The following is a 26072-nucleotide window of genomic DNA, read 5'->3' as shown; positions in this document are numbered from 1 at the left end:
CGGCTGCTAGCGGCTTCGCGTTAACGCGCCACGCTCGCGCAGTATTGCCAGCACCGCATTCAGATCCGGCACCACCGCCGCGCATCGCGCACGCGACTCTTCGGTCGGCGTCACCATGTCGGGCACCATGATGGTGATCGCGCCCGCGGCATGCGCGGCGGTCACGCCGTGGTTGGAATCCTCCACGGCCACGCAAGCCTCCGGCTTCAGGCCGAACCGCGATGCTGCGAGCAGATAGAGGTCGGGATTGGGCTTGCCGCGGACGACGTCGTCGCGGGTCAGCAGCGTTTCGAAACGGTGGCGGATACCCGCGAGCTCAAGATGCGCATTCGCCGTGCGCAGCGACGAGGAGGTGACGATCGCCATCGGACATTCGGCCGCCCGCAGCGCATCCAGGAGTTCGATCGCGCCGCTCTTCAGCGGCAGGCCTGCGCCGAGAATTTCATTGCGGTTGCTGACGAAGGCACGGCTGACCTCCGCAAGCGGAAAGCCATCCCCGTAGCGCGCTTGCAGCAGGGCCTCGCACTCCGGACCGGGCAGGCCCACCATCGCCTGGCACAGGGTTACGGCGTCGTCGGTGTAGCCATGCGCGGTGAGCGCTGCGACCAGGCTGTCGAAATAGACCCGCTCGGTGTCGAGCAGCGTGCCGTCCATGTCGAGCAAGACGGCGCTGACGTTCCATTTTCCGATCATGCCGCACCCGCGCCGGCGCGCTGGCTGGCGAGTTTGCGGAGGCACTCCGGGCAGAGACAATCGCTACCGTCCGCCGGCATCGGCAGGCGGAACATCTCGTCGTTGCACCAGCAGGGGCCGGACAGGTTGCAGCCGAATTCGTTGCCGCAGCCTGCGCAGGCGAGGCGGCGCGAGCGCGCATTTTCCAAACGATCTGTCATCAACGAGGCTGAATCCTGACGCGGAATTAATCCCGGGTTCACACTGAGGCGCGTTATACTTCACCACTATACGCCTGGGAAATTCTAAGGGAAATCCGATGGCCCGCGATTCGCAAGCAGCCCTCGTTGCGCTCAATCGCTTCGGCTTCGGCGCGCGCGGCGGGGCATCCGGCGATGTACTCAACGCCGCGTCCGATCCGCGCGGTTTCGTCAAGGCGGAACTCGGCCGTCCCAATCGCGTGCTGCTCGAAGGGCCGGGGCTGCAGTCGACGGCCGCGCTCGGCAAGGCGGTGTTCGACTATCAGTTCGAAATCCAGCAGGCTCGCGACGCCGCCAAATCGGCCGCGCCGCCGGCTGCAGGCGAAGGCGCGTCGCCACGGCCCGAGGGCCAGCGGCGAAACCTGTCGCTCAACGGCATCGCCATGGAGATGGCGCCAAAGGAGTCACCCCGGGAGCCAGAGGCCAAGCCGGCGGAGAATCCCGGCGCGATGGCACCGGCGGAAGCGATGCAGCCCAATGCGCCAAAGCCTGCGCCACAACCGCTCAACATCATCCAGAAAACCTTTCGCGCCGAGGCGCTGGCGCGGTTGCAGCGCGCCGTCATCGCCGATGGCGGATTTGCCGAGCGGCTTGTCGTGTTCTGGTCAGATCATTTCTGCATTTCCGCCAACAAGGGCGGGCCGGCGCGGATGTGGGCCGGCTCGTTCGAGCGCGAGGCGATCCGGCCGCACGTGCTCGGACGCTTCGCCGACATGCTGAAGGCGGTCGAGCAGCATCCGGCGATGCTGTTCTTCCTCGACAACCAGCAATCGCTGGGCCCGGATTCGCGCGCCGGGAAAAACCGCAACCGCGGACTGAACGAAAACCTCGCGCGCGAGATACTTGAGTTGCATACGCTCGGCGTCGGCGGTGGCTATTCGCAGGACGACGTGACGTCGCTGGCGAACGTCATCACGGGCTGGACCTATGCGGGAAGGCTGGGCCAGCTCGGCCCGCCCGGCACCTTCGTGTTCAATGCCAATGCGCACCAGCCGGGCGCGCAGCGGGTGATGGGCAAGGTCTACGATGCCGAAGGCGTGGCGCAGGGCGAGGCGGTGCTGGCGGATATCGCGCGGCATCCTTCGACGGCGAAATTCATCGCGACCAAATTCGCGCGCCATTTCGTATCGGACGATCCGCCACAGGCATTGGTGGCGCGGCTCGCCGATGTCTTCACGAAAACCCACGGCGATCTCAAGGCGCTGGCGCTGGCACTGGTCGATTCCGACGAGGCCTGGAGCGCGCCGCTCACCAAGATCCGCTCGCCTTACGAATTTCTTGTCGCGGCGGGCCGGCTGCTGGCGCAAATTCCGAACGATCCCGGGCGCTATCTCGCCGGCCTGAATGCGCTCGGTCAACCATTATGGTCGCCGGCCGGGCCGAACGGCTTTCCCGACACCAACGCTGCATGGCTGGCGCCGGAGGGCATGAAACTGCGCCTCGATATCTCCGCGCAGATTGCATCGAGGCTCGCCGAGGGCGTCGATCCGCGCGATCTGCTCGAGCTCGCGGCCGCCGATACGGCATCGGTGGAGACGCGGCGGACCATCGAGCGCGCGGAATCGCGGCAGCAGGCGCTGGCGCTGTTGTTGATGTCGCCGGAATTCCAGAGGAGATGACGTCCATGGAAACGACAACGGGTTGCTGCGAGGACCTGCGATCATCGCCGACGACGCGGCGGGCCGTGCTGCTCGGCGGCGCCTCCTTTGCAGCGTGGGCCTACCTGCCGAGATTCGCGCGCGCGGCCGACGGCGGCGATCCGCGGCTGGTGCTCGTGATCCTGCGCGGCGCACTCGACGGGCTCGCCACCGTCGCTCCAACAGGCGACCCTGACTATGCCGGCCTGCACGGCGCGATCGCGCTGTCGTCGAGCGGGCCGAACGCGGCGCTGCCGCTCGACAATTTCTTCTCACTGCATCCGGCGATGCCGGAATTTTCGCGGATGTATCGCGAGAAGCAGGCCGCGGTGATCCACGCGGTGGCGACGCCCTATCGCGACCGTTCGCATTTCGACGGGCAGGACGTGCTCGAAAGCGGTTTTGCCGGCCCCGGCCGGGTGCAGTCCGGCTGGCTCAACCGCGCGCTGGAAGGCCTGCCGAAGGGCGAGCGGGTGACGAGCGGGCTCGCAGTCGGCCCGATCACGCCGCTGGTGTTGCGCGGCGCGGCGCCGACCGTCGGCTGGGCACCGCTCGCATTGCCGCAGGCCAGCGAGGATACCGCGATGCGGCTGCTCGACCTCTATCAGCACCGCGACGCCGCGCTGGGCTCGGCGCTGAAGCAGGGCCTCGCGCTCGACAGGGCCGCGCAGGGTGACGACATGAAGCCGAAGCCCGGCACCGGCGGCGTAGCCGCGATGCGGCTGGCGGCGCGCGGCGCGGCCCGATTGATGGCGGCTGACAATGGTCCGCGGATCGGCGCGCTCGCCTTCGACGGCTGGGACACGCATGCCAATGAAGGCGGCCCGGTCGGCCGGCTGTCGCAACTGCTCGGCGGCCTCGACGGCGCACTCGCCGAATTCGAAACCGCGCTGGGGCCGCGCTGGCGCGACACGGTGATCGTCGTCGCCACCGAGTTCGGCCGCACCGCGCGCATCAACGGCACGCAAGGCACGGATCACGGCACTGCCACCGTCGCGTTGCTCGCCGGTGGCGCGGTGAACGGCGGGCGGGTGATCGCGGACTGGCCGGGGCTGAAGCCGGCGAGCCTCCATCAGGGCCGCGACCTCGCGCCGACCACCGATCTGCGCGCGGTCATGAAAGGCGTACTGAAGGATCAGTTCGGGCTGGCTGAGAAGGTGTTGGCGGACAGCGTGTTCCCGGAGAGCGCCAAGGTGAAGCCGATGCAGGGATTGGTGGCCTAGCGCTAGCCTCAACGGCAGTGTCGTCCCTGCGAACGCAGGGATCCATAACCGCAGGTCTTCGTGGTGTGCTACGGTGTCGGCCACCGCGCGTCATCGACGGATCACGCGGTATGGTCCCTGCGTTCGCAGAGACGACGGCAACCTACTTCGTAATCCGATCCACCTCCGCCATCTCCTCTGCGCTCAAGGTCCAGCCGATCGCCTTCACGTTCTGCTCGACCTGCTCGACGCGGGTGGCGCCGGCGATGACGCTTGCGACTTGCGGGCGCTGGGCCAGCCAGGAGAAGGCGAGTTCGAGCATGGTGTGGCCGCGCTCCAGCGCGAACGCCTGGAGCTTTTCGACGATGTCCTCGTTGCGCGCTGTGACGTAGCGGTCCTTCAGCGCCGGCGCCTTGGCGAAGCGGGTATCGGCGGGGGCATCAGTGCCGCGCTTGTACTTGCCGGTGAGAAGGCCGCTCGCCAGCGGGAAGAACGGCAGCAGGCCGAGCTTGTATTCCTGCGCCGCCGGCAGCAAATCTTTCTCGATGCCGCGCACCACGAGGCTGTACTCATCCTGACAGGAGACGAAGCGGTTGACGTTCATCTGCCGCGCCATCATTTCTGCTTCCGCGATGCGCCAGGCCGGGAAGTTCGAATTGCCGATGTAGCGGACCTTGCCTTGGCGCACGAGATCGTCGAGCGCGCGCAGCGTCTCTTCCATCGGCGTCAGGGGATCGTACTCATGCTGCTGGTAGAGATCGATGTAGTCGGTCTTCAGCCGCTTCAGGCTGGCCTCGACTGCGGACATGATGTAGCGGCGCGAGGCGCCCTGCCTGGTGCCGTCGGTCGCCATCGGTTTCGCGTATTTCGTCGCCAGCACGATATCCTTGCGGCGGTCACCGAGCACGGTGCCGAGCACGGTCTCGGAGCCGCCCATGCCCGCATAGATGTCGGCGGTGTCGAACAGGGTGATGCCGAGGTCGATCGCCTTGTGGATGACCTTGCGCGAGGTCTCCAGATCGGTGCGCTGGCCGAAATTGTTGCAGCCGAGGCCGACGGCGGAAACACGCAGGCCGGAGCCGCCGAGGTTGCGAATTTGCATGGATCGATCCTGTAGGAAAAGCGGGAGGAGGGCGCATTGTGGCGTGCGTGGCTTCGGCCTGCAAGAAAAGCGGGGCCAGCGTCCGCGCTTGGCAGCCATGCGGCACAAAAAGATGCGGCCCCGGTCAGACGCGGCGACTGACGGGGACCGCTGGGGCGCGTGATCTGAGACGGGGGGCCTGATCAGACGCAGGGGCAGGCTAGCTGCGCTTTGTTACGCGCGCGTGACGGCAGAACTTATCCACAGGCAGCCGAAAGCCGTGCCTCAGAGCATCTTCCGGTACACGATGAAGCCGGAGCGGTCCGCCACCTTGTCGTAGAGCTGCATCGCGGTGTGGTTGGTCTCGTGCGTTTGCCAATAGACGCGGGAACATCCTGCGCGCCTGGCCTGCTCGTATACGCCATCGATGAGCGCACGGCCGACGCCCTTGCAGCGCGAGGCAGCGCTCGTGAACAGATCCTGCAGATAGCAGTTCGGCTCGATCATGGTCGTAGAGCGGTGAAACAGATAATGCGTCAGCCCGAGCAGCTCGCCGCCGCTCTCGGCCACCAGCGCATGCACCGGCTCATAGGCATCAAAGAAGCGCGCCCATGTCATCGCCGTGATCTCGGGCGCCAGCGCGGTCGCGTCCGAACGGCCATAGAAGGCGTTGTAGCCGTCCCATAGCGGAAGCCATTGCGCGTAGTCCTGGCGGGTGACGAAGCGGATAGTGAGGTCGCCGGGCATGCGCGATTCCGTTTTGGTTAAGACGCGGGAAGGAGGGATGTCTGTTGATTAATACCGATGTGACAGCAGACGATCAACTTATCGCTTCGCTACTCGGCGGCGCCGAGGTGCCTCGCGAGGCTGCGATGGCCGCTGCGCAGCGCGCGATAATACTCCGCGCTGCCGGGATCGTCGGTGTGGCGAACGAGGTCGGTGACCGGCGTGTAGCTCAGCATCCGTCCGCCGTCGGGAAGCGCCGTGCAGATGAAGCGCAGCACCTGTCCATCCGCGAGATCGAGGTTGATCGGCGTGGAATCGCCTGTTCGTATCATCTCGGTGCGCTTGGCGATGAAGGCGCTCAACTCGTCCTCCGGCAGTTGCCAGGCGCCGGTGTCGCGGCCGTGATACATCAGCGCAATGAAGGGAGGCTTGCTGTCGGCCTGCTCGTCGGACAGCTTGAAATAATCGCGGAACGCGCGGTTGATGAATTCGGCGCGGGTGGCGGAATCAAGCAGCACGATGCCGATGTCGACCTGATCGAGCGCGGCCGACAGGCGGTCCGCGGTAGCGTGATGCTTCTTCTCCCACGCGAACGCATCGACCCATCTTTTTCGCAACAAGCCGGTGATCAGCGCGGTACCGCCGGCGGTCGCCGCCAGCAGCAGCATGCGCGCCAGGTCGGACATGTCGTAACCGGGCGTAGCGCGGTGGTTGAGGAAGAACAGCGCTGACGACGCCACCGCTATGATGGCGCTGGCCATGCCGGAGACGATGCCGCTGATGGAAGCGGCAAAGGCGACGATGCAGACGAATAGCGGCGCGGGATTGGGGACTGCAACGAAGTGTCGGTCGACAACGAAGGCGATCGTCGCCGTCGCTGTCGTGAGAGCCGGACCGGAGATTGCGCGCCAGTCTAACTGCATGCCCGTTCTCGCTACTTGCCGGGAATAAGACGCGAGCATGCCTGATTGTTGCGATTGTGCACGCCTTTCTGCCGCCAGTCCTAAGAGAGCGTTGCGCGCATGCGTAAGACTTTCGCATTTTTGAAATCAAATGATATCGAGTTGAGGAACGTGGTACCGCACCCGACCTTTGAGCTGCTCGACATTTTTGCAAGAGGACATTGATGCCCACCGTTTCGCCGACGCTGCTGCCGATCCTGATGCTGTTTGCTTCCAACATCTTCATGACCTTTGCCTGGTACGGCCATCTGAAATTCAAGGAAAGCCCATTGCCAATGGTGGTGCTGGCGAGCTGGGGGATCGCCTTCATCGAATACTGGCTGGCGGTGCCGGCAAACCGCTGGGGCAGCGCGGTGTACTCGGCGGCGCAGCTCAAGACCATGCAGGAGGTGATCACGCTGGTGGTGTTCGCCTGCTTCTCGGCGCTCTATCTGAAGGAGCCGTTGGCGTGGAATCACGCGCTCGGCTTTCTCTTCATCGCGATCGGTGCGTTTCTGATCTTCCACAAATGGTGAGCGTGTTTTTGTTCAGAGGTATCGTTACTTCGAGGCCGGCGCCACCCGCAAGACCCGTCCGTTCGAACTATCTGTGAGCAGCCACAGTGCGCCGTCCGGCCCCTGACGGACGTCCCTGATACGCTCGTGCAGGTTCTGCAGCAGGCGTTCCTCCGACGTCACCGCGTTACCGTTCAGCGTCAGCCGCACCAGCATCGCGCTGCGCAGCGCGCCGGTAAACAGGTTGCCGTTCCATTTCGGAAACAGCTTTCCGGTGTAGAAGGCCATGCCTGACGGCGCGATCGATGGCACCCAATATTTGAGCGGCTGCTCCATGCCATCCTTGGCCGTGCTCTCGTGGATCTTCGCGCCGGAATAATCGATGCCGTAGCCGATCACCGGCCAGCCGTAGTTCTTGCCCTTGCCGACGAGATTGACCTCGTCGCCGCCGCGCGGTCCGTGCTCGATTTCCCAGGGCTCGCCGCTCGCCGGGTTGATCGCGAGCGCCTGCACGTTGCGGTGCCCGTAACTCCAGATTTCGGGCTTGGCATCAGCGCGGCCGGTGAACGGATTGCCTGGGGGCACCGATCCGTCGGGCGCGATCCGGATCAGCTTGCCGAGATGATTGCCGAGATTCTGCGCCTGGTCGCGATGGGTGAAGTGATCGCCGAGCGCCACGAACAGATTGCCGTCGTCGGCCTGCGCGATGCGGCAGCCATAGTGATTGCCTGACGATAGCGGGCCCTGCTGGCGGAAGATGATCTTGACCTCGTCGAGACGGCCATTGTCGTCGCTCAGTTTCGCGCGCGCGGCCGTGGTGCGGCCGCCACCCGAGGTCCGTTCGGCGTAACAGAAATAGATGGTCCGGTTCTGTGCAAAGGATTTGTCGGTGACGACATCGTGCAGGCCGCCCTGGCCTGAGGCCCACACGTCAGGCACGCCCTTGAGCGGCGGCGAGACCTGGCCCTCCGCGCTGACGAGGCGCATGCGGCCGGGACGCTCGGTCACCAGCATCGTTCCATTGGGCAGGAATGCCAGCGCCCACGGATTGACGAGGCCCCTTGCAATGGTGCGAACCTCGAGTTCGCCCGCCGACGAGTCGAACGCCGGCTCTTCGCCGCGCGTGCCGGTGGCGATCAGGAAGGAGACGGCGAGCAGGATCGCTACCGTCAAGGCGACGGTCACAAGGCCGACGGGTGTCTTCATGTTGGTCTACATCGCGATGCTGATCATCGCGCTTCGCTAGTCCAATGATGCAAACAAAAAGGCCGGACCTGTCACGGAATGGGCATCGCGACGGTGGCCTTGATCGACAAAACCGTCAGGGTGACCACGAGGCAAAGCGATAGCGTGCCGATCGCGAGCGAGGTGGCGATGGCACCAAGCAACCGGGAAGAAGCGACGGGCGCGCGGCTGCTCTCGAAGCCGACCGCGCCGGGTGACCGCATCATAGTCTAAATCCTTGTAACGCGGGACGAATCACCCGCGACTCACGACGTCGGGAAAATCTTGCAGCGATCACCGGCAACATTGCGGCGACCAGAGGCTGAAAATGGCGGAATCGCGGCAAAGGTTAACGTTATGCCCGCTATTGTTAACTTTTGGCGGGGCGCTCGCGCGAAAGTGAGAAGGGCGAGGGTAGCTATGCGCCGGCGGCGATGTCGGCCTGATCGTCGACCTCGGTTTCCGGGCGCCAGTCCATCGTTACGAAACCGGGGGTCTGTTCGACCCGCCGCAGCCAGGCGCGGATGGCGGGGAAGGTCGCGAGGTCGTAGTCGCAGCGGTCGGCGACATGGGTGTAGCCGTACAGCGCGATATCGGCGACCGTGAGTTGTCCGGCCGCGAAATAGGCGCGGGTCTTGAGATGGTTTTCCATCACCTGGAGTGCGGCATAGCCGCGCTCCATCCAGTCCTCAAGCGCATGGGTCTGCAGGTCGCGGCCGCCCTTGACCAGCGACAGCCAGAAATAAGCGGCGCCGATATTGGGCTCCAGCGCGTGCTGTTCGAAGAACATCCATTGCAGTGCTTCGGCGCGCTCGACCCGCGACTCCGGCGCCAGCGACGTGCCGCCGCAGACATACCAGAGAATGGCGTTGGACTCGGCGAGGTAGCGTCCTTCGGCGACCTCCAACAGCGGCACCTGTCCGCTCGGATTCTTCTCCAGAAACTCCGGCGTGCGGCTTTCGCCACGGAGAATGTCGATTTCGATCGCCTCATAGGGCGCGTTGAGCAGCGCCAGCGCAAGGCGGACCTTGTAGCTGTTGCCGGAGCGCTGCATCGAATAGAGCTTGTACATCGTCCTGGATTTCACCCCGATCGAGGAAGCACGCACACCGCAGTTGCGCGCCCGCGCTGTCAGCGGTTCGCACCGCAACGCGGCTAAACAATGATGCCGATATCACTGCGTCGCAAGTCCCGCGGAATGGAAAAAGTCGAAAACCTCTACCGCACTGCACACGCGCAGAATGATTCTATCAACACGCCGGAACAACAAAGATCACGCTTGCGCGACGCTGACAGCACCAAGCGCATGGCTCGCACGGTCGAGGGCCGCGCGCCGCAATATGAGCGCATAGAAGGCCAGCTCCACGAACAGGCCCAGGGGTATGTAGCTGACGCCAGCGATGCTGCGCGAGAGCAGCGGCACGATCCAGGCCGCGGCGAGCAGGCTGATCTCGAAATCGCGAAAGCCGTTGTTCAGCCCGTGCCGCGCAAAGAATGCGATCGCGACCGCGAGCACCACGAGGTCGTAATCGAGCACATAGGGTGTTGCGAGCAGGCTGCCCTGCGCCAGCGCCGCCGCCTTGAGCTCGAAGGCGGCATCGCTGTGCCACAGCCAGGCGAGGCTGGCGGCGAGCAAGGCGAACAACGAAGCCTGCGCCGCATAGGCTGTCGGCACGTTCGCGCCCCATGTGCGGACGGCCGAGAAGATCGACTGGATTTTGTGCCAGCCGGTGCCGCCCTGCTCGAGCACGACCGTCTGCGTGAAGTTCATGGAATCGGCAAAGGCATGCCAGATGCCGCTGCCGAGCGTCGCGAAGCTGACCACGACCAGCGCGACGACGGTTGCGGCGGCGGCGCCGATGGTGCGCCAGCGCCCGCCCGCCAGAAGCGCGATCGGAATCAGCACGCCGAATTGCGGCTTGTAGGCGAGCAGGCCGATCAGCACGCCGGCAAGCCATGGCCGCCGGTCGAGCCAGTGCAGCGCGCCGCCGAGCAGGGCTGCTGTGAGAAATCCATTCTGGCCATGGCCGACATTGACGAGCACGGCGGGGAAGGCGGCGGCGACCAGCAACGTTTCCTGACGCGGCAGGATGGCGCGGATCGTTGCGAGGTAGGCGGCAAAACTGGCGACCAGCCAGAGCGCCAGTCCCCCGGCATAGGGAAGGGCGGCGACCAGAACGGCGATCGCAAAGAAGAACGGCGGATAGTGCCAGCCATAGAACGGCACGTCGCGGCCATCGAACACCGCCATCTCTGCCGCGTGCTGGAGCGCGGGCGCATAGGCGTCCGCGGCGCGGCCCTGCCAGGTCAGCGATCCTGCCGCGTAGACGTTCGAAAAATCGGTTCCGATCGGCTGGCCCGTGCGGTCAATGAGGCCGTCGGAAACAGCGATCCACCCGGCGAAGATCAGGACCGAGAGGCCGAGCAGGATCAGGCTGTAGGCGCGCATGCGCGAAGCCGTCAGCCACTCGCCGGATCGCAACCCTTGCCAGATATGAGTCATTTCACCGCGGAATTTTTACGATTATTGCGCCGACATTGCTCCGACCGTACCGAGCCAGCTTTAACGTTCCCTAAAGTTCGCCGTTATTTGGCCAAGCTTCTTGCGATGCAGCGCCCTGCGCCTTAGGGTGCGGCGTTCCCATCAAAAAGAGTCGTGAATTTCAGAAGTCACGACGTTTGCCAGGAGATGATGATGCCCTTCCTGTCTGCCTCGCTCGCCCGTGTGAAGCCGTCCGCGACCATCGCGGTCACGGACAAAGCGCGCGCGCTGAAAGCGGCGGGCCGCAACGTCATCGGCCTCGGCGCCGGCGAGCCGGACTTCGACACGCCTGCCAACATCAAGCTGGCGGCGATCCGCGCCATCGAGGCCGGCAAGACCAAGTACACCGATGTCGGCGGCATTCCCGAGCTGAAGGAAGCCATCATCAACAAGTTCCAGCGCGAGAACGGCCTGACCTACAAGCCGAACCAGATCATCGTCGGCACCGGCGGCAAGCAGGTGCTCTACAATGCGCTGATGGCAACCCTTAATCCCGGCGACGAGGTGATCATCCCGGCGCCGTACTGGGTCAGCTATCCGGAAATGGTCGCGCTGGCCGGCGGCGAGTCGGTCCCCGTCGTGTGCCCGGCGTCGAGCGGCTTCAAGCTGCGGCCCGAGGATCTGGAAAAGGCGATCACGCCGAAGACCAAATGGATCATCCTGTGCTCGCCGTCGAACCCGACCGGTGCCGCGTACACGCGCGCCGAACTCAAGGCGATCACCGACGTGCTGGTGAAGCATCCGCATGTCTGGGTGATGACCGACGACATGTACGAGCACCTGGTCTACGACGACTTCCAGTTTGCCACGCCGGCGCAGGTTGAGCCGAAACTCTACGAGCGCACGCTGACGGTGAACGGCGTGTCGAAGGCCTATTGCATGACCGGCTGGCGCATCGGTTACGCCGGCGGTCCGGCCGACCTAATCAAGGCGATGGCGACCATTCAGTCGCAATCGACCTCGAACCCGTCGTCGATCGCGCAGTGGGCGTCCGTCGAAGCGTTGAACGGTCCGCAGGATTTCATCCCGGTGCATAACAAGATGTTCAAGGAGCGCCGCGACCTCGTGGTCTCGATGCTGAACCAGGCCAAGGGCATCGAATGCCCGCGGCCGGAAGGTGCGTTCTACGTCTATCCGTCCTGCGCCGGCACCATCGGCAAGACCTCGCCTTCGGGCAAGGTGATTGCCAATGACGAGGATTTCGTCACGGAATTGCTGGAGAGCGAAGGCGTCGCCGTCGTGCAGGGTTCCGCGTTTGGCCTCGGCCCGGCGTTCCGGATCTCTTACGCGACCAAGACCTCCGACCTTGAAGACGCCTGCAAGCGCATCCAGCGCTTCTGCGGCAATTTGAGATAAGCGTTTCGCCGCGCAAGCCCGCTCCGCGGTTGATGCGGGGCTGGCCGCGGCTCGCAACCAGCAATCGCGTCAAAGGACGACCGTCAAATCACATCGCGCGTGAACGAACACGCAATGTTTTGACGGCTTCTTGATGAAGCGCCATGTTTTCGACACGGCACTTCCATCCTGTCCGCTCCGCTAAATTTGTTCATCAACATGCGGAGACTGGGACACATGCGACTCCTGACATTGACATTCGCCGCGGCGGCACTGATCGCGCCGATCGCAAGCGCTGACGCGGCGCCGCCGGTTCGCGCCGGCATCCTGCAATGCCAGGGCGGCCAGAATGTCGGCTTCGTGGTCGGTTCGGTGACGAGCCTCGAATGCGTGTTCCGCAGCGAAGGCCGCCGACCTGAGCCCTACATCGCCAAGGTGCAGCGCATCGGTCTCGATCTCGGCGTCACCGAGCAGACCCAGTTGTCGTGGGCAGTTAGTGCGCCGAACAGTCGGCTCGGGCGCGGCGAACTCGCCGGCAGCTATGGTGGCGTCGGCGCCAATGCATCGATCGGCGTCGGCGGCGGCGGCAACTTCCTGGTGGGTGGTCCGGCGAATGCCTATGCGCTGCAGCCGATCAGCCTGCAAGGCCAGACCGGATTGAACGTCGCCGCCGGCATCGCCGGCCTCGAGCTGCAACCGTTCTACGGCAACGGTCCGCGACGCCAAGGCCATCGCCGCCATCGTCACCGCGGCTGAGCATGACACGTTAAGGAAAAGGCCCGCGCAAGCGGGCCTTTTTGTTGATGTCATTCCGGGGCGGCGCGGAGCGACGAACTATGGTGCGCAATTGCGCACCTGAGAATCTCGAGATTCTCGGGTATGCAATTGCATACCCTAGTTCGATGCTGCGCATCGCCCCGGAATGACGAGCGAATGGAGACGGCTCGCCTTCAGCTCCCGCCAATCTGGCACGGCCTGCGATGTTGTGGCATAGAACGGCGAGCGCCGCGGGCACGGCCTTGTTCTTAATTCTCTGCTCGCATCACCGTTTTTCAGCCGGAGCTTACTTCATGCGTCGTTTCTTCATCCTCGCCGCTGCCGTTCTCGCTACGCTGGCTTCATCCATCGGCGCCAATGCGCAGCAGGGGCAGCGCGTGCAGGTCGGCGTGCTGGAGTGTCGCGGCGGCGCCAGCGTCGGTTTCGTCGTCGGTTCCGTCACTCACCTCGGCTGCGTGCTGCGCGCAGAAGGGATGCCGGAAGATCGCTATGTCGCCACCATCCGCAAAGTCGGACTCGATCTCGGCATCACCCAGGAATCGGCGCTGGCCTGGGGCGTGTTCGCGCCTGTCGCGCGGCTCGGGCCGGGCGGCCTTTCAGGCGATTATGTCGGCGCGCAGGGCAGCGCGACGCTAGGCGTAGGCGTCGGCGGCAACGTGCTGGTCGGTGGCTCCGCGAATTCGATCGCACTGCAGCCGCTCAGCCTGCAAGGTCAGGTTGGCGTCAGCATTGCTGCCGGATTGGAAAGTTTGGAACTCAGGCCGGGGCGGTAGTGTTCTCCTCTCCAGGTTGTTACGGGGAGAGGGAGCAAGCTTCGTTTCACCTTCAAGTGCTCGGCAATACCTACAGCACGGACCTTCCTTCACTTCCGTTCTTACGGCGAGTGGACAGGCGCACCCCACCTCGCACCGCAGCGACGTTTTCCCGCTTGCCAAATCGTTGCGACAGGCGGAGCATCAGAGGTCGCCGACCCAATCACGGGCCGAGCTCCAAAACAGGGAGGCGGCAATGGGACAAGACGTCAGAAGTCCCCAAGGTCCACGGTGCATTGCACTGGTGGGCCCTTTCCAGAGCGGTAAAACCACACTTCTAGAAGCAATACTGGCGCGAACGGGCGCCATTAAAAGTGCCGGCAGCGTCGATGCCGGAACTTCCGTCGGCGATGCCAGCCCCGAAGCGCGCCATCACAAGATGGGCGTAGGCTTAAGCGCCGCCACCACCACCTTCATGGGCGACAGTTACACCTTTATCGATTGCCCCGGCTCGGTCGAGTTCGCGCATGACATGCGCGCCGCGTTGCCCGCGGTCGACGCTGCGGTCGTGGTCTGCGAGGCGGACGAGAAGAAGCTGCCGCAACTGCAGATCATCCTGCGCGAGCTGGAAGAGCTCGGCATTCCGCGTTTTCTGTTTTTGAACAAGATCGACCGCGCCAACAAGCGCATCCGCGAAACGCTGGCAACCCTGCAGCCGGCCTCGCGCGTGCCGCTGGTGCTGCGGCAGATTCCGATCTGGAACGGCGAGTTGATCGAAGGCTTTGTCGATCTCGCGCTGGAGCGCGCCTTTGTTTATCGCGAGCACAAGCCTTCCGAAGTGATCGCGCTGCAAGGCGGCGATCTCGACCGCGAGAAGGAAGCGCGCTTCTCGATGCTTGAAAAGCTCGCCGACCACGACGACGCGTTGATGGAGCAGTTGCTGGAGGACATCCAGCCGCCGCGCGACGCGGTGTTCGACGATCTCGCCCGCGAGTTGCGCGAAGGGCTGATCTGTCCGGTGCTGCTGGGCGCTGCGAGCCGCGAAAACGGCGTGCTGCGGCTGATGAAGGCGCTGCGCCATGAAGCGCCCGGCGTTGTTGAAACGGCGAAACGCCTCGGCGCATCGTCGCAGAAGGAGGCGCTGGCCTATGTGTTCAAGACGCTGCATCTGCAGCACGGCGGCAAGCTGTCGCTGACGCGGCTGCTCGCCGGCCATCTCGATGACGGCGCGACGCTGCAATCCTCCTCCGGCGAAGCCGGACGGGTGTCCGGCATTCTCGCGGTCAACGGCGCGCACGATACCAAGCGTGCCGCGGCGGAAGCCGGCGAGACGATCGCGCTCGGCAAGCTCGACGCGATCAAGACCGGCGACACGCTGTCCAGCGGCAAGACCGCGCCGGCGGCACTGGTGCAGATCGCGCCGACACCGCCGGTGCTGGCGATGTCGCTGTCGGCGGCCGATCGCAAGGACGACGTCAAGCTGGGCCAGTCGCTGTTGCGACTGAACGAGGAAGATCCGTCGCTGACGATGATCCAGAACCAGCGCACCCACGATATCGTGCTGTGGGGGCAGGGCGAGATGCATCTGCGCGTCGCGCTCGAGCGGCTGCGTGAGCGCTTTGGCGTCAACGTCAAATCGCAGCCGCCGGCGATCGGCTATCAGGAGACCATCCGCAAGCCGATCACCCAGCGCGGCCGCCACAAGAAGCAATCCGGCGGCCATGGCCAGTTCGGTGACGTGGTGCTGGAAATCAAACCGATGCCGCGCGGCTCGGGCTTTGAGTTCCACGAAAAAGTGGTCGGCGGCGCAGTGCCGAAAAATTATATCGGCGCGGTGGAAGAGGGCGTGGTCGACGGCCTCGCCAAGGGTCCGCTCGGTTTTCCCGTCATCGATGTTGAGATCACGCTCATCGACGGCTCCTATCACAGCGTCGATTCGTCCGATCTCGCGTTCCGCACCGCGGCCCGTATCGGCATGACCGAGGCGCTGCCGCAGTGCCAGCCGGTGCTGCTGGAGCCGATCCACATGGTGGAGATCGTCTGCCCGACGGAAGCGACGGCAAAGATCAACGCGATCCTGTCGGCGCGACGCGGCCAGATTCTCGGCTTCGATACCCGCGAGGGCTGGCCGGGATGGGACTGCGTCCGCGCCACCATGCCGGAGGCGGAGATCGGCGATCTGATCGTGGAGTTGCGCTCGGCCACCGCCGGCGCCGGCGGGTTCACCCGCCAGTTCGACCGCATGGCCGAGGTCACCGGCCGTGCCGCCGACCAGATCATCGCCGCGCATCGCGTCGCGGCGTAGCTGTGCGGCCGGCCGCCGCAGCTCCGGCTGCGGCCGCCGGTGCGCGGCTTGACTCATTTAAGCGGAAGATAAATTGATATTCGTGGCCGGGTTTACCCCGGCCATCGACGTCTTTGGAGGAGGCTATTGCCGTGCCTAAACCCCCGCCGCGTGCCTGATCGGATGGCCGGCCGCGCATTCGCGCTCGCCGTTGATCCATCATTACTGGCTGCGGACGCTGGGCATCGAGGGCGGTTACGTCATCGAGGCGGTGCCACCTGATGAGTTCAAGGATTTCATCTTCCGCCTGTCGCTGCGCGGCTTTGTCGGCGCCAACGTCACCATTCCGCACAAGGAGCGCGCGCTGGCGCTGTCGAAGCCGGACGAGCGCGCCCGCGCAGTCGGCGCCGCCAACACGCTGTGGTTCGCAGACGGCGAATTGTGCTCGACCAATACCGACGTCGAAGGCTTTATCAACAATCTCGACGCCTGCGCCGGCGGCTGGGACAAGTGCGAGGATGCGCTGGTGCTGGGCGCCGGCGGTTCGTCACGCGCCGTCGTGTTTGGCCTGCGTGAACGCGGCATCAAGCGCATTCATCTCGTCAATCGCACCATGGCGCGCGCGAGCGCGTTGGCGGATCAGTTCGGCGCGAGCGTGTTGCCCGTGGCGTGGGATGCGCTCGGCGATCTCCTGCCGCGCGCCGGGCTTCTGGTGAATACCACCTCGCTCGGCATGAAGGGGCAGCCGCCGCTCGAACTCGATGTCGGCCGGCTGCCGTCACGCGCCGTCGTCGCCGATCTCGTTTATGTGCCGCTCGACACGCCGCTGCTGACCGCTGCACGCGCGCGCGGGCTGAAGACGGCCGACGGGCTCGGCATGCTCTTGCATCAGGCGGTGCGGGGATTCGAACTGTGGTTCGGACGGCGCCCCGAGGTGACGCCGGAGCTTCGTGCGCTCGTCGAAGCCGATCTCACGAATACATGATCGGCGCTGGCGCGCCTGAACCCGATCACGCCTTGATGATCGGTAGGCGGGGCGCCAGCCGTGGAATAGGCATTTCCTCCCGGTGTTGGCGTTGGATTGGGCGCCGATCCAACTTTGGGAGGAACATCATGTCGAAATCTTCATCATGGCCGCGGATGCTTGCGGCCTCGCTGAGCCTTGTCGCTCTGTTTGCAGCGGAGGCCCTGGCACAGCAGCCACCGACGGTCCGCATTCGCGGCACCATCGAGGCCGTCGACGGGTCCATGCTGTCGATCAAGTCGCGCGAGGGCGCCGACATGAAGGTCCGTCTCACCGACAATGTCGCCGTGTTCGGCGTGGCGAAGACCGCGCTGTCCGAGATCAAGGAAGGCTCCTATATCGGCGTCACCGGCATGCCGGAGCCGGACGGTACCCAGAAGGCGGTCGCGGTGCATATCTTCCCGGAGAACCAGCGCGGCGCGGCCGAAGGCTTTCGGCCCTGGGACCAGCGCCCGAACTCGACCATGACCAACGCCACCGTCGCCCAGACGGTGAAGGGCACCGACGGGCAGAATATTTTGGTCAAATACAAAGACGGCGAAAAGAAAGTCGTGGTGCCGCCGGATACGCCTGTTGTCACCTTCGTCGCCGGCGACAAATCCGAGCTGAAGCCGGGCGCCAAGATCATCATCTTCGGCGCGGTGAAGAAGGATGACGGCACGCTCGAAGCCGCGCGCGTCAATGTCGGCCGTGACGGGATCACGCCGCCGATGTGAGTCGCGTCGCTCCATCCACCCGTCGTCCCCGCGAACCAAGGGACCCATAACCACAATTGTTTATTGTGGATGTAAGGTGTTTACCACATCGCTTAACCGAAGGGCCGCGGCGTATGGGTCCCTGCGTTCGCAGGGACCCATGTCGAGGTGTTCGTATTTGTGGCGGGATCAAACCGCCAGCACGCGATCGTCGATCTCGGCAATCGTATTGACGCCGCACAGCCCCATCGTGGTGAGCATTTCCTTAGCCAGGATGTCGAGCGCTTTGGCGACGCCGGCTTCGCCGCCGGCTCCTAAGCCATAGGCATAGGCGCGGCCGATCATGCAGGATTTGGCGCCGAGCGCGAGCGCGCGCACCACGTCCTGGCCGGAGCGGATGCCGCCGTCGAACATGATTTCCATCTTCGAGCCGACGGTATCGACGATTTCCGGCAGCACCTCGATCGACGACGGCGCGCCGTCGAGCTGGCGGCCGCCATGGTTGGAGACCACGATCGCCTGCGCACCAGTCTTGGTCGCGATCTCGGCGTCCTCGACGTCGAGAATGCCTTTGAGGATCAGCTTGCCCGGCCAGATCGAGCGAATCCAGTCGATGTCCTTCCAGTTCAGCGAAGTATCGAACTGCGAGGCGGTCCATTCCGAGAGTTTGGTGAGATCCTCGGTGCCTTTGACGTGGCCGACAATGTTGCCGAAGGTGCGGCGCTTGCCGCGCAGCACGCCCGCGACCCATGACGGCTTGCTGGCGAAATCGAGCAGCTTCGACAGCGACCATTCCGGCGGCACCGTCATGCCGTTCTTGATGTCCTGGTGGCGCTGGCCGATCACCTGCAAATCGACGGTCAGCACCAGCGCCGAGCATTTCGCCGCAATTGCGCGCTCGATCAGCGATTTGATGAAGCCGCGGTCCTTCATCACGTAGAGTTGGAACCAGAACGGCTTGTCGACGCTGGCTGCGATATCCTCGATCGAACAGATCGACATCGTGCTCTGGGTGAAGGGAATGCCGGCGGCCTGCGCGGCGCGGCAGGCATGAATTTCGCCGTCGCCATGCTGCATGCCGAGCAGGCCGACCGGGGCAAGAATCAAGGGCATCGCGGCCGGCTCGCCGAGGATCGTCGTGGAGAGATCGCGCTTGGAGACATCGACCAGGACGCGCTGGCGGAACTTGATCTGCTGCAGATCCTCGGAATTGGCCCGCAGCGTGTCCTCGGTGTAGGAGCCGCGGTCGGCGTAGTCGAAAAACGCCTTGGGAACCCTGCGCTTGTGCAACTGGCGCAGATCCTCAATGCAGGTGATATGCTTCATGGACGTCCCGGCCCTTCTTGAACTTCTTCGCTGCGTCGTCATCTAGCATGGTTGGATGGCCGGCCAAATCGCATCTCGTGGCGCCATTCCCGGGAGGACATCCCATGACCGGACCGCGCAAAGCCGCCCCCGTCGAGACCGGCCCGGCCGATCGCGAGGAAAAGCGCCGGCTCGACGACGCCCTGGATGAGGGGCTGGAAGAGACCTTTCCGGCATCCGACCCGGTCAATGTCACCCAGCCGCCGCCTTCGAAAGGCGACCAGCACGTCAAACGGCGCGGCTGAGCCGGCAGGCCGATGGCTGCCTGGCGTGAATATCCAGATATAACAAATAGTTATATTGCCTTTTGGCCGCCAATGGCCGTAATGATTCATCATATTTTTTGAAGCCATTTTGGCGGGCGAAGGATTATAACCCCCAGCACGCTATGATGGAGCGTTCGGGGATTCGTGGCCGTGATGGCCTCAAGAAGACCTGGAATGGCTGGGGGTCACATGAGCCGCAAATATTTCGGTACCGACGGAATTCGGGGCCGCGCCAATGGTTTGATCACGCCGGAGCTCGCGCTCAAGGTGGGGCAGGCGGCTGGCTTGGTGTTTCAGCGTGGCGATCACCGCCACCGCGTCGTGATCGGCAAGGATACGCGGCTCTCCGGCTACATGATCGAGTACGCCATGGTGGCTGGATTTACCTCGGTCGGCATGGACGTGCTGCTGCTCGGCCCGATGCCGACGCCGGCGGTCGCGATGCTGACCAAGTCGATGCGTGCCGATCTCGGCGTGATGATTTCAGCGTCGCACAACCTGTTCGAGGACAACGGCATCAAGCTGTTCGGTCCGCAGGGCTTCAAACTGTCCGACGACGTCGAGAAGCAGATCGAGCAACTGCTCGACGAGCCGATCGACCGTCGCTTGGCGCAGAGCGCGAGTCTCGGGCGCGCCCGCCGCATCGACGGCGTCCACGACCGCTACATCGAATTCGCCAAGCGCACGTTGCCGCGCGAGCTCTCGCTCGACGGCCTGCGCGTCGTGATCGATTGCGCGCACGGCGCGGCCTACAAGGTGGTGCCGGAAGCGCTGTGGGAATTGGGCGCCGATGTCATCGCGATCGGCGTCGAACCCGACGGCTTTAACATCAACAAGGAATGCGGCTCGACCTCGCCGGAGGCGCTCGCCAGGAAAGTGCGCGAGATGCGCGCCGATATCGGCATTGCGCTCGATGGCGACGCCGATCGCGTCATCCTGGTCGACGAGCGCGGCCACGTCGTCGACGGCGACCAGTTGCTCGCGGTGATCGCGCAAAGCTGGAAGGAAGACGGCCGTCTCGCCAAGCCCGGCATCGTCGCCACCGTGATGTCGAATCTCGGGCTTGAGCGCTTCCTGGAGGGGCAGGGCCTCGGCATGGTGCGCACGCCAGTCGGCGACCGCTACGTGCTCGAGCAGATGCTGTCGCAGGGCTACAATCTCGGCGGCGAGCCATCGGGCCATATCATACTCTCCGACTACGCCACGACAGGCGACGGCTTCGTCGCAGCGCTGCAGGTGCTGGCCGTGGTGCAAAAGCTGCGCCGCCCGGTGTCGGAGGTCTGCCATCGCTTCGATCCGCTGCCGCAGATCCTGAAGAACGTACGCTATCGCTCCGGCAAGCCGCTCGACCACGCCGAGGTGAAATCGGCGATCCTGGACGGCGAGAATCGCCTCAACGGCCACGGCCGGCTGCTGGTGCGTTCGTCCGGCACCGAGCCTGTGATCCGCGTGATGGGCGAGGGCGACGACCGCCTCCTGGTCGAGGAAGTCGTCGACCAGATCGTCAACGCGCTCGGCCATGCCGCCGCGGCATAAGCACGCTTTATCCAAAGGACGCGTGATTGCTGATCGGCGGTGCGCAGGAGCGCATCGCAGCTATCGGCTATTGCTGCTGGTCGCAACCGGGAGCGCGGCGTAAAACGCGGCATTGCGTCAGCAAATCCTTTTCGGGAATGCGCCGTTGAACAAGCCCGTCATCGTAACTGAGGAAACCGCGACCGCGCCGGTGGTCGTGTCGGACGCGGCCCCGGGGCTTGCCGCGAAAGCGGCGGTGGCAGGGCCGGCCTACATCGTGCTTGCCGGCATCAGCTTCTCGCATTTCCTCAACGACACCATGCAGTCGTTGATTGCGTCCGTCTATCCGATCCTGAAGGACGCCTACGCGCTCGACTACGCGCAGATCGGCATGATCACGCTGGCGTTCCAGTTCACCGCGTCGCTGCTGCAGCCTGTCGTCGGGCACTTCACCGACAAGAAGGCGCAGCCGTTCTCGCTTGCGACAGGCATGGGCTTTACGTTCTTCGGCTTGCTGTTGCTCAGCGTCGCGCATCTCTATCCGATCATCCTGATCGCGGCGGCGCTGGTCGGATTGGGGTCTGCGGTGTTTCACCCAGAATCGGCGCGGATCGCGCGGCTGGCTTCCGGCGGGCGCTACGGCTTCGCGCAATCGGTGTTTCAGCTCGGCGGCAGTTTCGGCACGTCGATGGGACCAGTGCTGGCGGCGCTGATCGTGGTGCCGTTCGGCCAGCCCTCGATCGCCTGGTTCTCGTCGATCGCGTTTCTGGCGATCGTGATCCTGTGGCGGATCGGCGTTTGGTACAAGCCGCAGATCACGACGAAGAAAGCGGCGGCGGTGGAACGTCATCCGGACCTGCCGGATTCCCGGCGCGTCAGAATCGCGCTCGCGGTGCTGGTTGCGCTGTTGTTCTCCAAGCAGCTCTACGTGTCGAGCCTGTCGAGCTACTACATCTTCTATCTGATCGAAAAGTTTCAGGTGTCGACGCAGGCAGCCCAGCTCTACCTGTTCCTGTTTCTTGCCGCCAATGCGGCGGGCGCATTTTTCGGCGGGCCGCTCGGCGATCGCTTCGGGCGCAAATACGTGATCTGGTTCTCGATCCTCGGCGCGCTGCCGTTCACCCTTGCGCTACCCTATGCCGGCCTCGTCGGCAGCGCGGTGCTGACGGTGATCATCGGCTTGATCATTTCGTCGGCGACGTCGTCGATCATCGTGTTCGCGCAGGAACTGATGCCGCATCGCTTCGGAATGATCTCCGGCGTGTTCTTCGGCGTCGCCTTCGGCATCGGCGGACTTGGCGCGGCGGTGCTCGGCAAGCTTGCCGACCACACCGGCATTGCCTTCGTCTATCACCTCTGCGCATTCCTGCCCGCGCTCGGCCTGCTTGCGGTGTTCCTGCCGAAGATGCCAAAGCACGTGCGCTAACGTTACCGGCGAGGCGAGGGCGTAGCTCGCCGCATCAACAAAGTCTTAACGGCGCGGCCAGCACGCGGATTCTCAATACATCGTTAGGGTGTATGGCGCTTTCACCTCATGTGTCATGGTGCAGATGCATCGAGACTCGCGTCGCAAGCGCCGCCGTGAAAAAAGTCAGAGATTGTCAACCTTAAAAATTAGGGTTAAGCGCCGTTTAAGCATTTAATGCCATCGTCCGTCCGTGGATTTTTGAAGTGGGGCCCTTTGCAGTCAGCCTCACCGGACAAAAGGACGACCCCATGCGTAGCGTTAAGTCTTTCATTGCCGCCGGTGCGGCCACTTTGTTGTCTCAGGCGGCGTTTGCTGCCGACATGGCGATTGCGCCCCCTCCGTACGCTCCGGCCCCGGTGGTCGAGGATTTCGGCGGCTGGTATCTGCGCGGCGATATCGGCATGACCAATCAGAGCGCGAAGAGGATCGACAGCTTGACTGCGCAGACCTTCCCAACCACGACGGTGGGTCTCGGCTTCGACAGCTCGATGCTGTTCGACCTCGGTGTCGGCTATCGCTTCAACAACTGGTTCCGTGCGGACGTGATCGGCCAATACCGCGGTCGCGCCAACCTACACGGCTCGGATACAGTCGTCCTCGGGCTCGACGACATCGGAGTCAACAACTACACCGGCAGCAAATCCGAGTGGGTTGTCATGGCCAATGCCTATGTCGACCTCGGAACCTGGTGGTGCATCACGCCGTTCATCGGCGCCGGTGTCGGTGGGTCGTACAACAAGCTCAGCGGCTTCCGCGACGACGGCGTTCGCTACACCGCAGGCGCCCTGACCAACAGCGTTACCTACTTCGCCGACAATGGGAAGTGGAATTTGGCCTGGGCGGCCCATGCCGGTCTCGCCTACAATGTCACTCCAGGGTTTACCGTCGAACTCGCCTACAGCTACATGAATCTCGGCGATGCAGCCCCCGGCAACTACCGTGCGTTCGACAACAGCATCTCAGGTGCATCGTCGATCAAGATCAAGGACATCACCTCGCATGACGTCAAGCTCGGCGTGCGTTGGGATCTCACCAGCCCGCAGGTCTACGCACCGCCGCCGCTGATCCGCAAAGGTTAATCGCGACCTTCATTCGTTAACATTTGCAGACGGCGCGGGAGCTCTTCCCGCGCCGTTTGCTTTTGACGGATCGCGATGCAGAGCTGCGACCGCGAAAAAATGTTTGCCTGCTTTTCGGCGAGATTGCGCCAATCGGAAGGCGCGACAACCATTGGTTAAGGTTAACAGGCGATGATCAGCGCCAAGTTCAGAGTTTTCCGATGGAGCGTTGCGATGCGTCGTTTTTTGTTGGTGACGGTGATGTGTGGAGCGGTAAGCGGTGCGCAGGCGGCTGACATGCCAGCTCTGCGTGGCAGCTTCACCGACGGGCTGAGCACCAGCACTGTGAACTGGCAAGGCGGCTACATCGGCGGACATGCTGCCTATGGCACTTCCAACATGAATTTTGCGAATTCGACGAGGACCATCGCGGCGCGCCTCTTGGACGGCACGGAGATGGAGAGCGTCCAGCGAATATCGGAGTGGCCGATCATGGGAAAAGTTTCGGCCCATGGAGAGGGGTTCGGCGGATTTGTCGGTTACAACTTCCAGTGGACCGACGTCGTCGTGGGCGTTGAATTGAATTACACGCACGGCAAGTTTGGGGGTTCGCACACCGGCAGGATGTCGCGGATCTTCACGCTTCCTTCCGGGTACACGGTTGGCGCGACCTATGAAGGGGCAGCGCAGATGAATATTTCCGACATGGGAACGCTTCGGGTCCGCGGCGGCTATGCGTATGGCTCGTTCCTCCCTTATATGTTTGCCGGCATCGCGCTGGGGCAAGCCGACATCATTCGTAGCGCGCGTGTTTACGGAACTCAGGTCAATCCGGCCGCCGCGCCGGGATTCCAGAACGTACCATTCGATGTCAGCGCGGCCGACGGCCAGTACAGCCATTTGATCTACGGCTATTCGTTCGGTCTCGGCACCGAAGTGATGCTGATAGCGGGCCTGTTCTTGCGCGCGGAATGGGAATATGTGCGCTTTGCCTCTTCGGTCGACACCAGCATCAACACGGTCCGCGCCGGCCTCGGCTACAAATTCTGATCCCGCCACGGCGGCGCCGCTCCGGCGCCGTTGACAGAATTGCCGCCGCCTGTTGCACTATCGCCCTAACGAGGGCGGCGCATGAAGGTCTACGGCGATACCAATTCCGGCAATTGCCTGAAGGTGAAGTGGGTGTGCGACCATCTCGCGCTGCCCTACACCTGGATGGCGGTCGATACGCTCAAGGGCGAGACGCGGACGGCGGAATTTCTCAAGCGCAATGGCGCCGGCCAGGTACCGACGATCGAACTCGACGACGGCCGCACGCTGGCGCAGTCCAACGCCATCATCCGCTATCTCGCCCGCGGTTCTCGTCTCATTCCGCAGGACGCGTTCGCGGAAGCGAAGATGGACGAGTGGCTGTTCTGGGAACAATACAGTCACGAGCCCTACATCGCCGTCTGCCGCTTCCAGATGTTCTACCTGAAGAAGCCGGCCTCCGATCTCGACCCTGAAAAGGTCAAGCGCGGCTACGCGGCGCTGGCGCGGATGGAGCACCAGCTTGCGCTGACGCCGTTCCTGGTCGGCGAGGCCGTTACGCTCGCCGACGTCTCGCTCCTGGCCTATACACGCGTGGCGCACGAAGGCGGCTTTCATCTCGACGGCTATGCCGCAGTGCGCCGCTGGATCGCCGAGACCGAACAATTTCTCGGCCTGCCATCGGCGCGCTGACTTCACCGGAAATCGTCATGTCTGCCATCCCAGAGGTCACCATCCGCCCCGCGCGCCGCGAGGACGTCGGCACCATCATCGCCATGCTGGCGGACGATCCGCTCGGCGGTGCGCGTGAGCGGATCGAAGACCCACTGCCGCAATCCTATTTCACGGCATTTGAAAGGCTGCAGCTCGACCCGAACATCCTTCTCGTCGTCGCCGAGGACGGCGAAGGCGCCGTGGTCGGTTGCCTGCAGCTATGCATTCTGCCCGGGCTGAGTTCGCAGGGCGCATCGCGTGGCCTGATGGAGGATGTCCGCGTCGCCAGCCACTGCCGCAGCCGCGGCATCGGCGAGCAGATGGTGCAGTGGGCGGTTGTGGAAGCGCGCGCGAGGGAATGCAGACTGGTCGAATTGCTGACGCATCACACCCGTGTCGACGCGCAGCGGTTTTACGAGCGGCTCGGCTTTGCGCGCAGCCATATCGGCATGACCTTGCGATTTTGATCGCCGCAGCGTTTTCGAGCGAGGCCTGTCCCGCACTTGATGCGGGATGGCATCCGGTTCGCGCAAGGAAAACGCGTCAGAATAAAGATCAGCCAACCGCGGTTGAAGCGTGCTTGCGACGAATGCCTGAGGTAGTCGTGGCTGTGCGATCCGGTTAACAACCGATAAACTACGCATGCGTCCGTGATTTTACGGACCGGAACGTCTCCGCTATGCCGGGCTCTCCCATGGGGCTTTGGGCAGCTTGGGGATTTCCAATGAAAAAATATTCGATTGTCCGGATCGGAAGCGAATATGTCGTGCAGGCCGGGGACATCAGCATTTTGAAGGTCTCGAGCCGGCAAGAGGCCGCCAAACTGGTCACCGATGCCGCCGAACTTCTGCAGCAGGAGCCGGCTCCCTGCGTGGACGAGGAGCCATCAATCGAGCGTGAAGCGCCCGAAGCTTCTTGACGATCGGGCCCGATTCCCCTAATGACCGCGGCGGGACACCTCCCCCCAACGGGAGGCTTACTATCTGGAAG

The 26072-nt window shown here is 63.8% G+C and carries 27 protein-coding genes; 17 read left to right on the top strand and 10 right to left on the bottom strand.

Features of this window, described 5'->3' with window-relative positions:
- Positions 1 to 6: 6 nt before the first annotated feature.
- Together ACFXS9_RS28000 and ACFXS9_RS27995 are read right to left on the bottom strand one after the other, a co-directional pair.
- Complete coding sequence (locus tag ACFXS9_RS28000; RefSeq protein ID WP_392694340.1) at positions 7 to 693, bottom strand: HAD family hydrolase; 687 nt, start codon at positions 691 to 693, stop codon at positions 7 to 9.
- Entirely contained in the window at positions 690 to 893 is a 204-nt protein-coding gene (locus ACFXS9_RS27995; RefSeq protein ID WP_392694338.1) for a hypothetical protein, read from the bottom strand. Before ACFXS9_RS27995 ends, ACFXS9_RS28000 begins: the two co-directional genes overlap by 4 nt.
- A gap of 98 nt (positions 894 to 991) precedes the next feature.
- Between ACFXS9_RS27995 and ACFXS9_RS27990 the strand changes: the two genes are divergently transcribed.
- On the top strand, positions 992 to 2551 hold the full coding sequence (locus ACFXS9_RS27990) for a DUF1800 domain-containing protein (RefSeq protein ID WP_392694336.1): 1560 nt from the start codon (positions 992 to 994) through the stop codon (positions 2549 to 2551).
- Entirely contained in the window at positions 2548 to 3792 is a 1245-nt protein-coding gene (locus ACFXS9_RS27985; RefSeq protein ID WP_392694333.1) for a DUF1501 domain-containing protein, read from the top strand. Before ACFXS9_RS27990 ends, ACFXS9_RS27985 begins: the two co-directional genes overlap by 4 nt.
- Positions 3793 to 3934: 142 nt before the next feature.
- Here the strand turns inward: ACFXS9_RS27985 and ACFXS9_RS27980 are convergent, their stop codons facing one another.
- The 3 genes from ACFXS9_RS27980 to ACFXS9_RS27970 form a co-directional block, all read right to left on the bottom strand.
- Complete coding sequence (locus tag ACFXS9_RS27980) at positions 3935 to 4873, bottom strand: aldo/keto reductase (RefSeq protein ID WP_392694330.1); 939 nt, start codon at positions 4871 to 4873, stop codon at positions 3935 to 3937.
- A gap of 264 nt (positions 4874 to 5137) precedes the next feature.
- Positions 5138 to 5599, bottom strand: a complete 462-nt coding sequence (locus ACFXS9_RS27975) for a GNAT family N-acetyltransferase (protein ID WP_392694328.1) — start codon at positions 5597 to 5599, stop codon at positions 5138 to 5140.
- A gap of 89 nt (positions 5600 to 5688) precedes the next feature.
- Entirely contained in the window at positions 5689 to 6501 is an 813-nt protein-coding gene (locus ACFXS9_RS27970; protein WP_392694325.1) for a PAS-domain containing protein, read from the bottom strand.
- A gap of 203 nt (positions 6502 to 6704) precedes the next feature.
- Between ACFXS9_RS27970 and ACFXS9_RS27965 the strand changes: the two genes are divergently transcribed.
- Complete coding sequence (locus tag ACFXS9_RS27965; protein ID WP_392694322.1) at positions 6705 to 7055, top strand: DMT family protein; 351 nt, start codon at positions 6705 to 6707, stop codon at positions 7053 to 7055.
- A 24-nt stretch (positions 7056 to 7079) separates the two neighbouring features.
- Here the strand turns inward: ACFXS9_RS27965 and ACFXS9_RS27960 are convergent, their stop codons facing one another.
- The 4 genes from ACFXS9_RS27960 to ACFXS9_RS27945 form a co-directional block, all read right to left on the bottom strand.
- Positions 7080 to 8240, bottom strand: a complete 1161-nt coding sequence (locus tag ACFXS9_RS27960; protein WP_392694320.1) for a PQQ-dependent sugar dehydrogenase — start codon at positions 8238 to 8240, stop codon at positions 7080 to 7082.
- 71 nt (positions 8241 to 8311) lie between these two features.
- Positions 8312 to 8485 (bottom strand): hypothetical protein, encoded by a 174-nt coding sequence (locus tag ACFXS9_RS27955; RefSeq protein ID WP_176721808.1) that lies wholly within the window; start codon positions 8483 to 8485, stop codon positions 8312 to 8314.
- A 191-nt stretch (positions 8486 to 8676) separates the two neighbouring features.
- Positions 8677 to 9330, bottom strand: a complete 654-nt coding sequence (locus tag ACFXS9_RS27950; RefSeq protein WP_028350794.1) for a glutathione S-transferase family protein — start codon at positions 9328 to 9330, stop codon at positions 8677 to 8679.
- A 201-nt stretch (positions 9331 to 9531) separates the two neighbouring features.
- Positions 9532 to 10761, bottom strand: coding sequence for a glycosyltransferase family 87 protein (locus ACFXS9_RS27945; protein ID WP_392694316.1), 1230 nt, complete (start codon positions 10759 to 10761; stop codon positions 9532 to 9534).
- A gap of 192 nt (positions 10762 to 10953) precedes the next feature.
- On the opposite strand from ACFXS9_RS27945, the gene ACFXS9_RS27940 reads away from it, so the two are divergent.
- The 6 genes from ACFXS9_RS27940 to ACFXS9_RS27915 all read left to right on the top strand — a co-directional run bounded on the left by ACFXS9_RS27940 (position 10954) and on the right by ACFXS9_RS27915 (position 17688).
- Positions 10954 to 12156 (top strand): pyridoxal phosphate-dependent aminotransferase, encoded by a 1203-nt coding sequence (locus ACFXS9_RS27940; protein WP_057842306.1) that lies wholly within the window; start codon positions 10954 to 10956, stop codon positions 12154 to 12156.
- A 216-nt stretch (positions 12157 to 12372) separates the two neighbouring features.
- Positions 12373 to 12891: a DUF992 domain-containing protein gene (locus tag ACFXS9_RS27935; RefSeq protein WP_392694313.1), complete on the top strand. Its 519-nt coding sequence runs from the start codon at positions 12373 to 12375 to the stop codon at positions 12889 to 12891.
- Positions 12892 to 13205: 314 nt separating this feature from the next.
- Positions 13206 to 13685: a DUF992 domain-containing protein gene (locus ACFXS9_RS27930; protein ID WP_392694310.1), complete on the top strand. Its 480-nt coding sequence runs from the start codon at positions 13206 to 13208 to the stop codon at positions 13683 to 13685.
- Positions 13686 to 13920: 235 nt separating this feature from the next.
- A complete protein-coding gene (locus ACFXS9_RS27925; RefSeq protein ID WP_392694307.1) occupies positions 13921 to 15969 on the top strand; it encodes an elongation factor G in 2049 nt (682 codons plus the stop codon).
- A 154-nt stretch (positions 15970 to 16123) separates the two neighbouring features.
- Complete coding sequence (locus tag ACFXS9_RS27920; protein ID WP_392700051.1) at positions 16124 to 16933, top strand: shikimate dehydrogenase; 810 nt, start codon at positions 16124 to 16126, stop codon at positions 16931 to 16933.
- Between the two features lie 128 nt (positions 16934 to 17061).
- Complete coding sequence (locus tag ACFXS9_RS27915; protein ID WP_392694305.1) at positions 17062 to 17688, top strand: hypothetical protein; 627 nt, start codon at positions 17062 to 17064, stop codon at positions 17686 to 17688.
- A gap of 168 nt (positions 17689 to 17856) precedes the next feature.
- Here ACFXS9_RS27915 and ACFXS9_RS27910 read toward each other — a convergent pair whose 3' ends face one another.
- Positions 17857 to 18993 (bottom strand): L-lactate dehydrogenase, encoded by a 1137-nt coding sequence (locus ACFXS9_RS27910; RefSeq protein ID WP_392694303.1) that lies wholly within the window; start codon positions 18991 to 18993, stop codon positions 17857 to 17859.
- Between the two features lie 104 nt (positions 18994 to 19097).
- Here ACFXS9_RS27910 and ACFXS9_RS27905 point away from each other — a divergent pair, with 104 nt between their 5' ends.
- The 8 genes from ACFXS9_RS27905 to ACFXS9_RS27870 all read left to right on the top strand — a co-directional run bounded on the left by ACFXS9_RS27905 (position 19098) and on the right by ACFXS9_RS27870 (position 26001).
- Positions 19098 to 19277 carry a hypothetical protein gene (locus tag ACFXS9_RS27905; RefSeq protein WP_392694301.1) on the top strand — a complete coding sequence of 60 codons (180 nt, stop codon included), beginning with the start codon at positions 19098 to 19100 and terminating at the stop codon, positions 19275 to 19277.
- Between the two features lie 210 nt (positions 19278 to 19487).
- Positions 19488 to 20834: a phosphoglucosamine mutase gene (gene glmM, locus ACFXS9_RS27900; RefSeq protein WP_392700049.1), complete on the top strand. Its 1347-nt coding sequence runs from the start codon at positions 19488 to 19490 to the stop codon at positions 20832 to 20834.
- A gap of 145 nt (positions 20835 to 20979) precedes the next feature.
- Positions 20980 to 22239 carry an MFS transporter gene (locus tag ACFXS9_RS27895; protein WP_392694298.1) on the top strand — a complete coding sequence of 420 codons (1260 nt, stop codon included), beginning with the start codon at positions 20980 to 20982 and terminating at the stop codon, positions 22237 to 22239.
- 290 nt (positions 22240 to 22529) lie between these two features.
- Positions 22530 to 23360: an outer membrane protein gene (locus ACFXS9_RS27890; protein ID WP_392694295.1), complete on the top strand. Its 831-nt coding sequence runs from the start codon at positions 22530 to 22532 to the stop codon at positions 23358 to 23360.
- Positions 23361 to 23573: 213 nt separating this feature from the next.
- Positions 23574 to 24389 carry an outer membrane protein gene (locus ACFXS9_RS27885; protein WP_392694292.1) on the top strand — a complete coding sequence of 272 codons (816 nt, stop codon included), beginning with the start codon at positions 23574 to 23576 and terminating at the stop codon, positions 24387 to 24389.
- Between the two features lie 81 nt (positions 24390 to 24470).
- The gene (locus ACFXS9_RS27880; protein WP_392694288.1) at positions 24471 to 25061 is read left to right on the top strand and encodes a glutathione S-transferase family protein; all 591 of its coding nucleotides are present in this window, start codon (positions 24471 to 24473) and stop codon (positions 25059 to 25061) included.
- 17 nt (positions 25062 to 25078) lie between these two features.
- Positions 25079 to 25549: a GNAT family N-acetyltransferase gene (locus tag ACFXS9_RS27875; RefSeq protein WP_392694286.1), complete on the top strand. Its 471-nt coding sequence runs from the start codon at positions 25079 to 25081 to the stop codon at positions 25547 to 25549.
- A 257-nt stretch (positions 25550 to 25806) separates the two neighbouring features.
- Positions 25807 to 26001 (top strand): hypothetical protein, encoded by a 195-nt coding sequence (locus ACFXS9_RS27870; protein ID WP_392694284.1) that lies wholly within the window; start codon positions 25807 to 25809, stop codon positions 25999 to 26001.
- Positions 26002 to 26072 lie beyond the last annotated feature (71 nt).

The organism is Bradyrhizobium sp. RDI18 (assembly GCF_043203335.1).
GTDB lineage: Bacteria > Pseudomonadota > Alphaproteobacteria > Rhizobiales > Xanthobacteraceae > Bradyrhizobium > Bradyrhizobium retamae.
Note: the sequence above shows the minus strand (reverse complement) of the source record. Positions and strands in the feature narration are given on the sequence as shown.

Bases quoted from the DNA above. Each gene is read 5' to 3' on its own strand.
- ACFXS9_RS27915 (WP_392694305.1), top strand. From the start codon at position 17,062: ATGTCGAAATCTTCATCATGGCCGCGGATGCTTGCGGCCTCGCTGAGC.
- ACFXS9_RS27945 (WP_392694316.1), bottom strand. From the start codon at position 10,761: ATGACTCATATCTGGCAAGGGTTGCGATCCGGCGAGTGGCTGACGGCT.
- ACFXS9_RS27995 (WP_392694338.1), bottom strand. From the start codon at position 893: ATGACAGATCGTTTGGAAAATGCGCGCTCGCGCCGCCTCGCCTGCGCA.
- ACFXS9_RS27950 (WP_028350794.1), bottom strand. From the start codon at position 9,330: ATGTACAAGCTCTATTCGATGCAGCGCTCCGGCAACAGCTACAAGGTC.
- ACFXS9_RS27975 (WP_392694328.1), bottom strand. From the start codon at position 5,599: ATGCCCGGCGACCTCACTATCCGCTTCGTCACCCGCCAGGACTACGCG.
- ACFXS9_RS27885 (WP_392694292.1), top strand. From the start codon at position 23,574: ATGCGTCGTTTTTTGTTGGTGACGGTGATGTGTGGAGCGGTAAGCGGT.
- ACFXS9_RS27970 (WP_392694325.1), bottom strand. From the start codon at position 6,501: ATGCAGTTAGACTGGCGCGCAATCTCCGGTCCGGCTCTCACGACAGCG.
- ACFXS9_RS27890 (WP_392694295.1), top strand. From the start codon at position 22,530: ATGCGTAGCGTTAAGTCTTTCATTGCCGCCGGTGCGGCCACTTTGTTG.
- ACFXS9_RS27935 (WP_392694313.1), top strand. From the start codon at position 12,373: ATGCGACTCCTGACATTGACATTCGCCGCGGCGGCACTGATCGCGCCG.
- ACFXS9_RS27905 (WP_392694301.1), top strand. From the start codon at position 19,098: ATGACCGGACCGCGCAAAGCCGCCCCCGTCGAGACCGGCCCGGCCGAT.
- ACFXS9_RS27990 (WP_392694336.1), top strand. From the start codon at position 992: ATGGCCCGCGATTCGCAAGCAGCCCTCGTTGCGCTCAATCGCTTCGGC.
- ACFXS9_RS27980 (WP_392694330.1), bottom strand. From the start codon at position 4,873: ATGCAAATTCGCAACCTCGGCGGCTCCGGCCTGCGTGTTTCCGCCGTC.
- ACFXS9_RS27985 (WP_392694333.1), top strand. From the start codon at position 2,548: ATGACGTCCATGGAAACGACAACGGGTTGCTGCGAGGACCTGCGATCA.
- ACFXS9_RS27910 (WP_392694303.1), bottom strand. From the start codon at position 18,993: ATGAAGCATATCACCTGCATTGAGGATCTGCGCCAGTTGCACAAGCGC.
- ACFXS9_RS27940 (WP_057842306.1), top strand. From the start codon at position 10,954: ATGCCCTTCCTGTCTGCCTCGCTCGCCCGTGTGAAGCCGTCCGCGACC.
- ACFXS9_RS27870 (WP_392694284.1), top strand. From the start codon at position 25,807: ATGAAAAAATATTCGATTGTCCGGATCGGAAGCGAATATGTCGTGCAG.
- ACFXS9_RS27960 (WP_392694320.1), bottom strand. From the start codon at position 8,240: ATGAAGACACCCGTCGGCCTTGTGACCGTCGCCTTGACGGTAGCGATC.
- ACFXS9_RS27875 (WP_392694286.1), top strand. From the start codon at position 25,079: ATGTCTGCCATCCCAGAGGTCACCATCCGCCCCGCGCGCCGCGAGGAC.
- glmM (WP_392700049.1), top strand. From the start codon at position 19,488: ATGAGCCGCAAATATTTCGGTACCGACGGAATTCGGGGCCGCGCCAAT.
- ACFXS9_RS27930 (WP_392694310.1), top strand. From the start codon at position 13,206: ATGCGTCGTTTCTTCATCCTCGCCGCTGCCGTTCTCGCTACGCTGGCT.
- ACFXS9_RS27880 (WP_392694288.1), top strand. From the start codon at position 24,471: ATGAAGGTCTACGGCGATACCAATTCCGGCAATTGCCTGAAGGTGAAG.
- ACFXS9_RS28000 (WP_392694340.1), bottom strand. From the start codon at position 693: ATGATCGGAAAATGGAACGTCAGCGCCGTCTTGCTCGACATGGACGGC.
- ACFXS9_RS27965 (WP_392694322.1), top strand. From the start codon at position 6,705: ATGCCCACCGTTTCGCCGACGCTGCTGCCGATCCTGATGCTGTTTGCT.
- ACFXS9_RS27925 (WP_392694307.1), top strand. From the start codon at position 13,921: ATGGGACAAGACGTCAGAAGTCCCCAAGGTCCACGGTGCATTGCACTG.
- ACFXS9_RS27955 (WP_176721808.1), bottom strand. From the start codon at position 8,485: ATGATGCGGTCACCCGGCGCGGTCGGCTTCGAGAGCAGCCGCGCGCCC.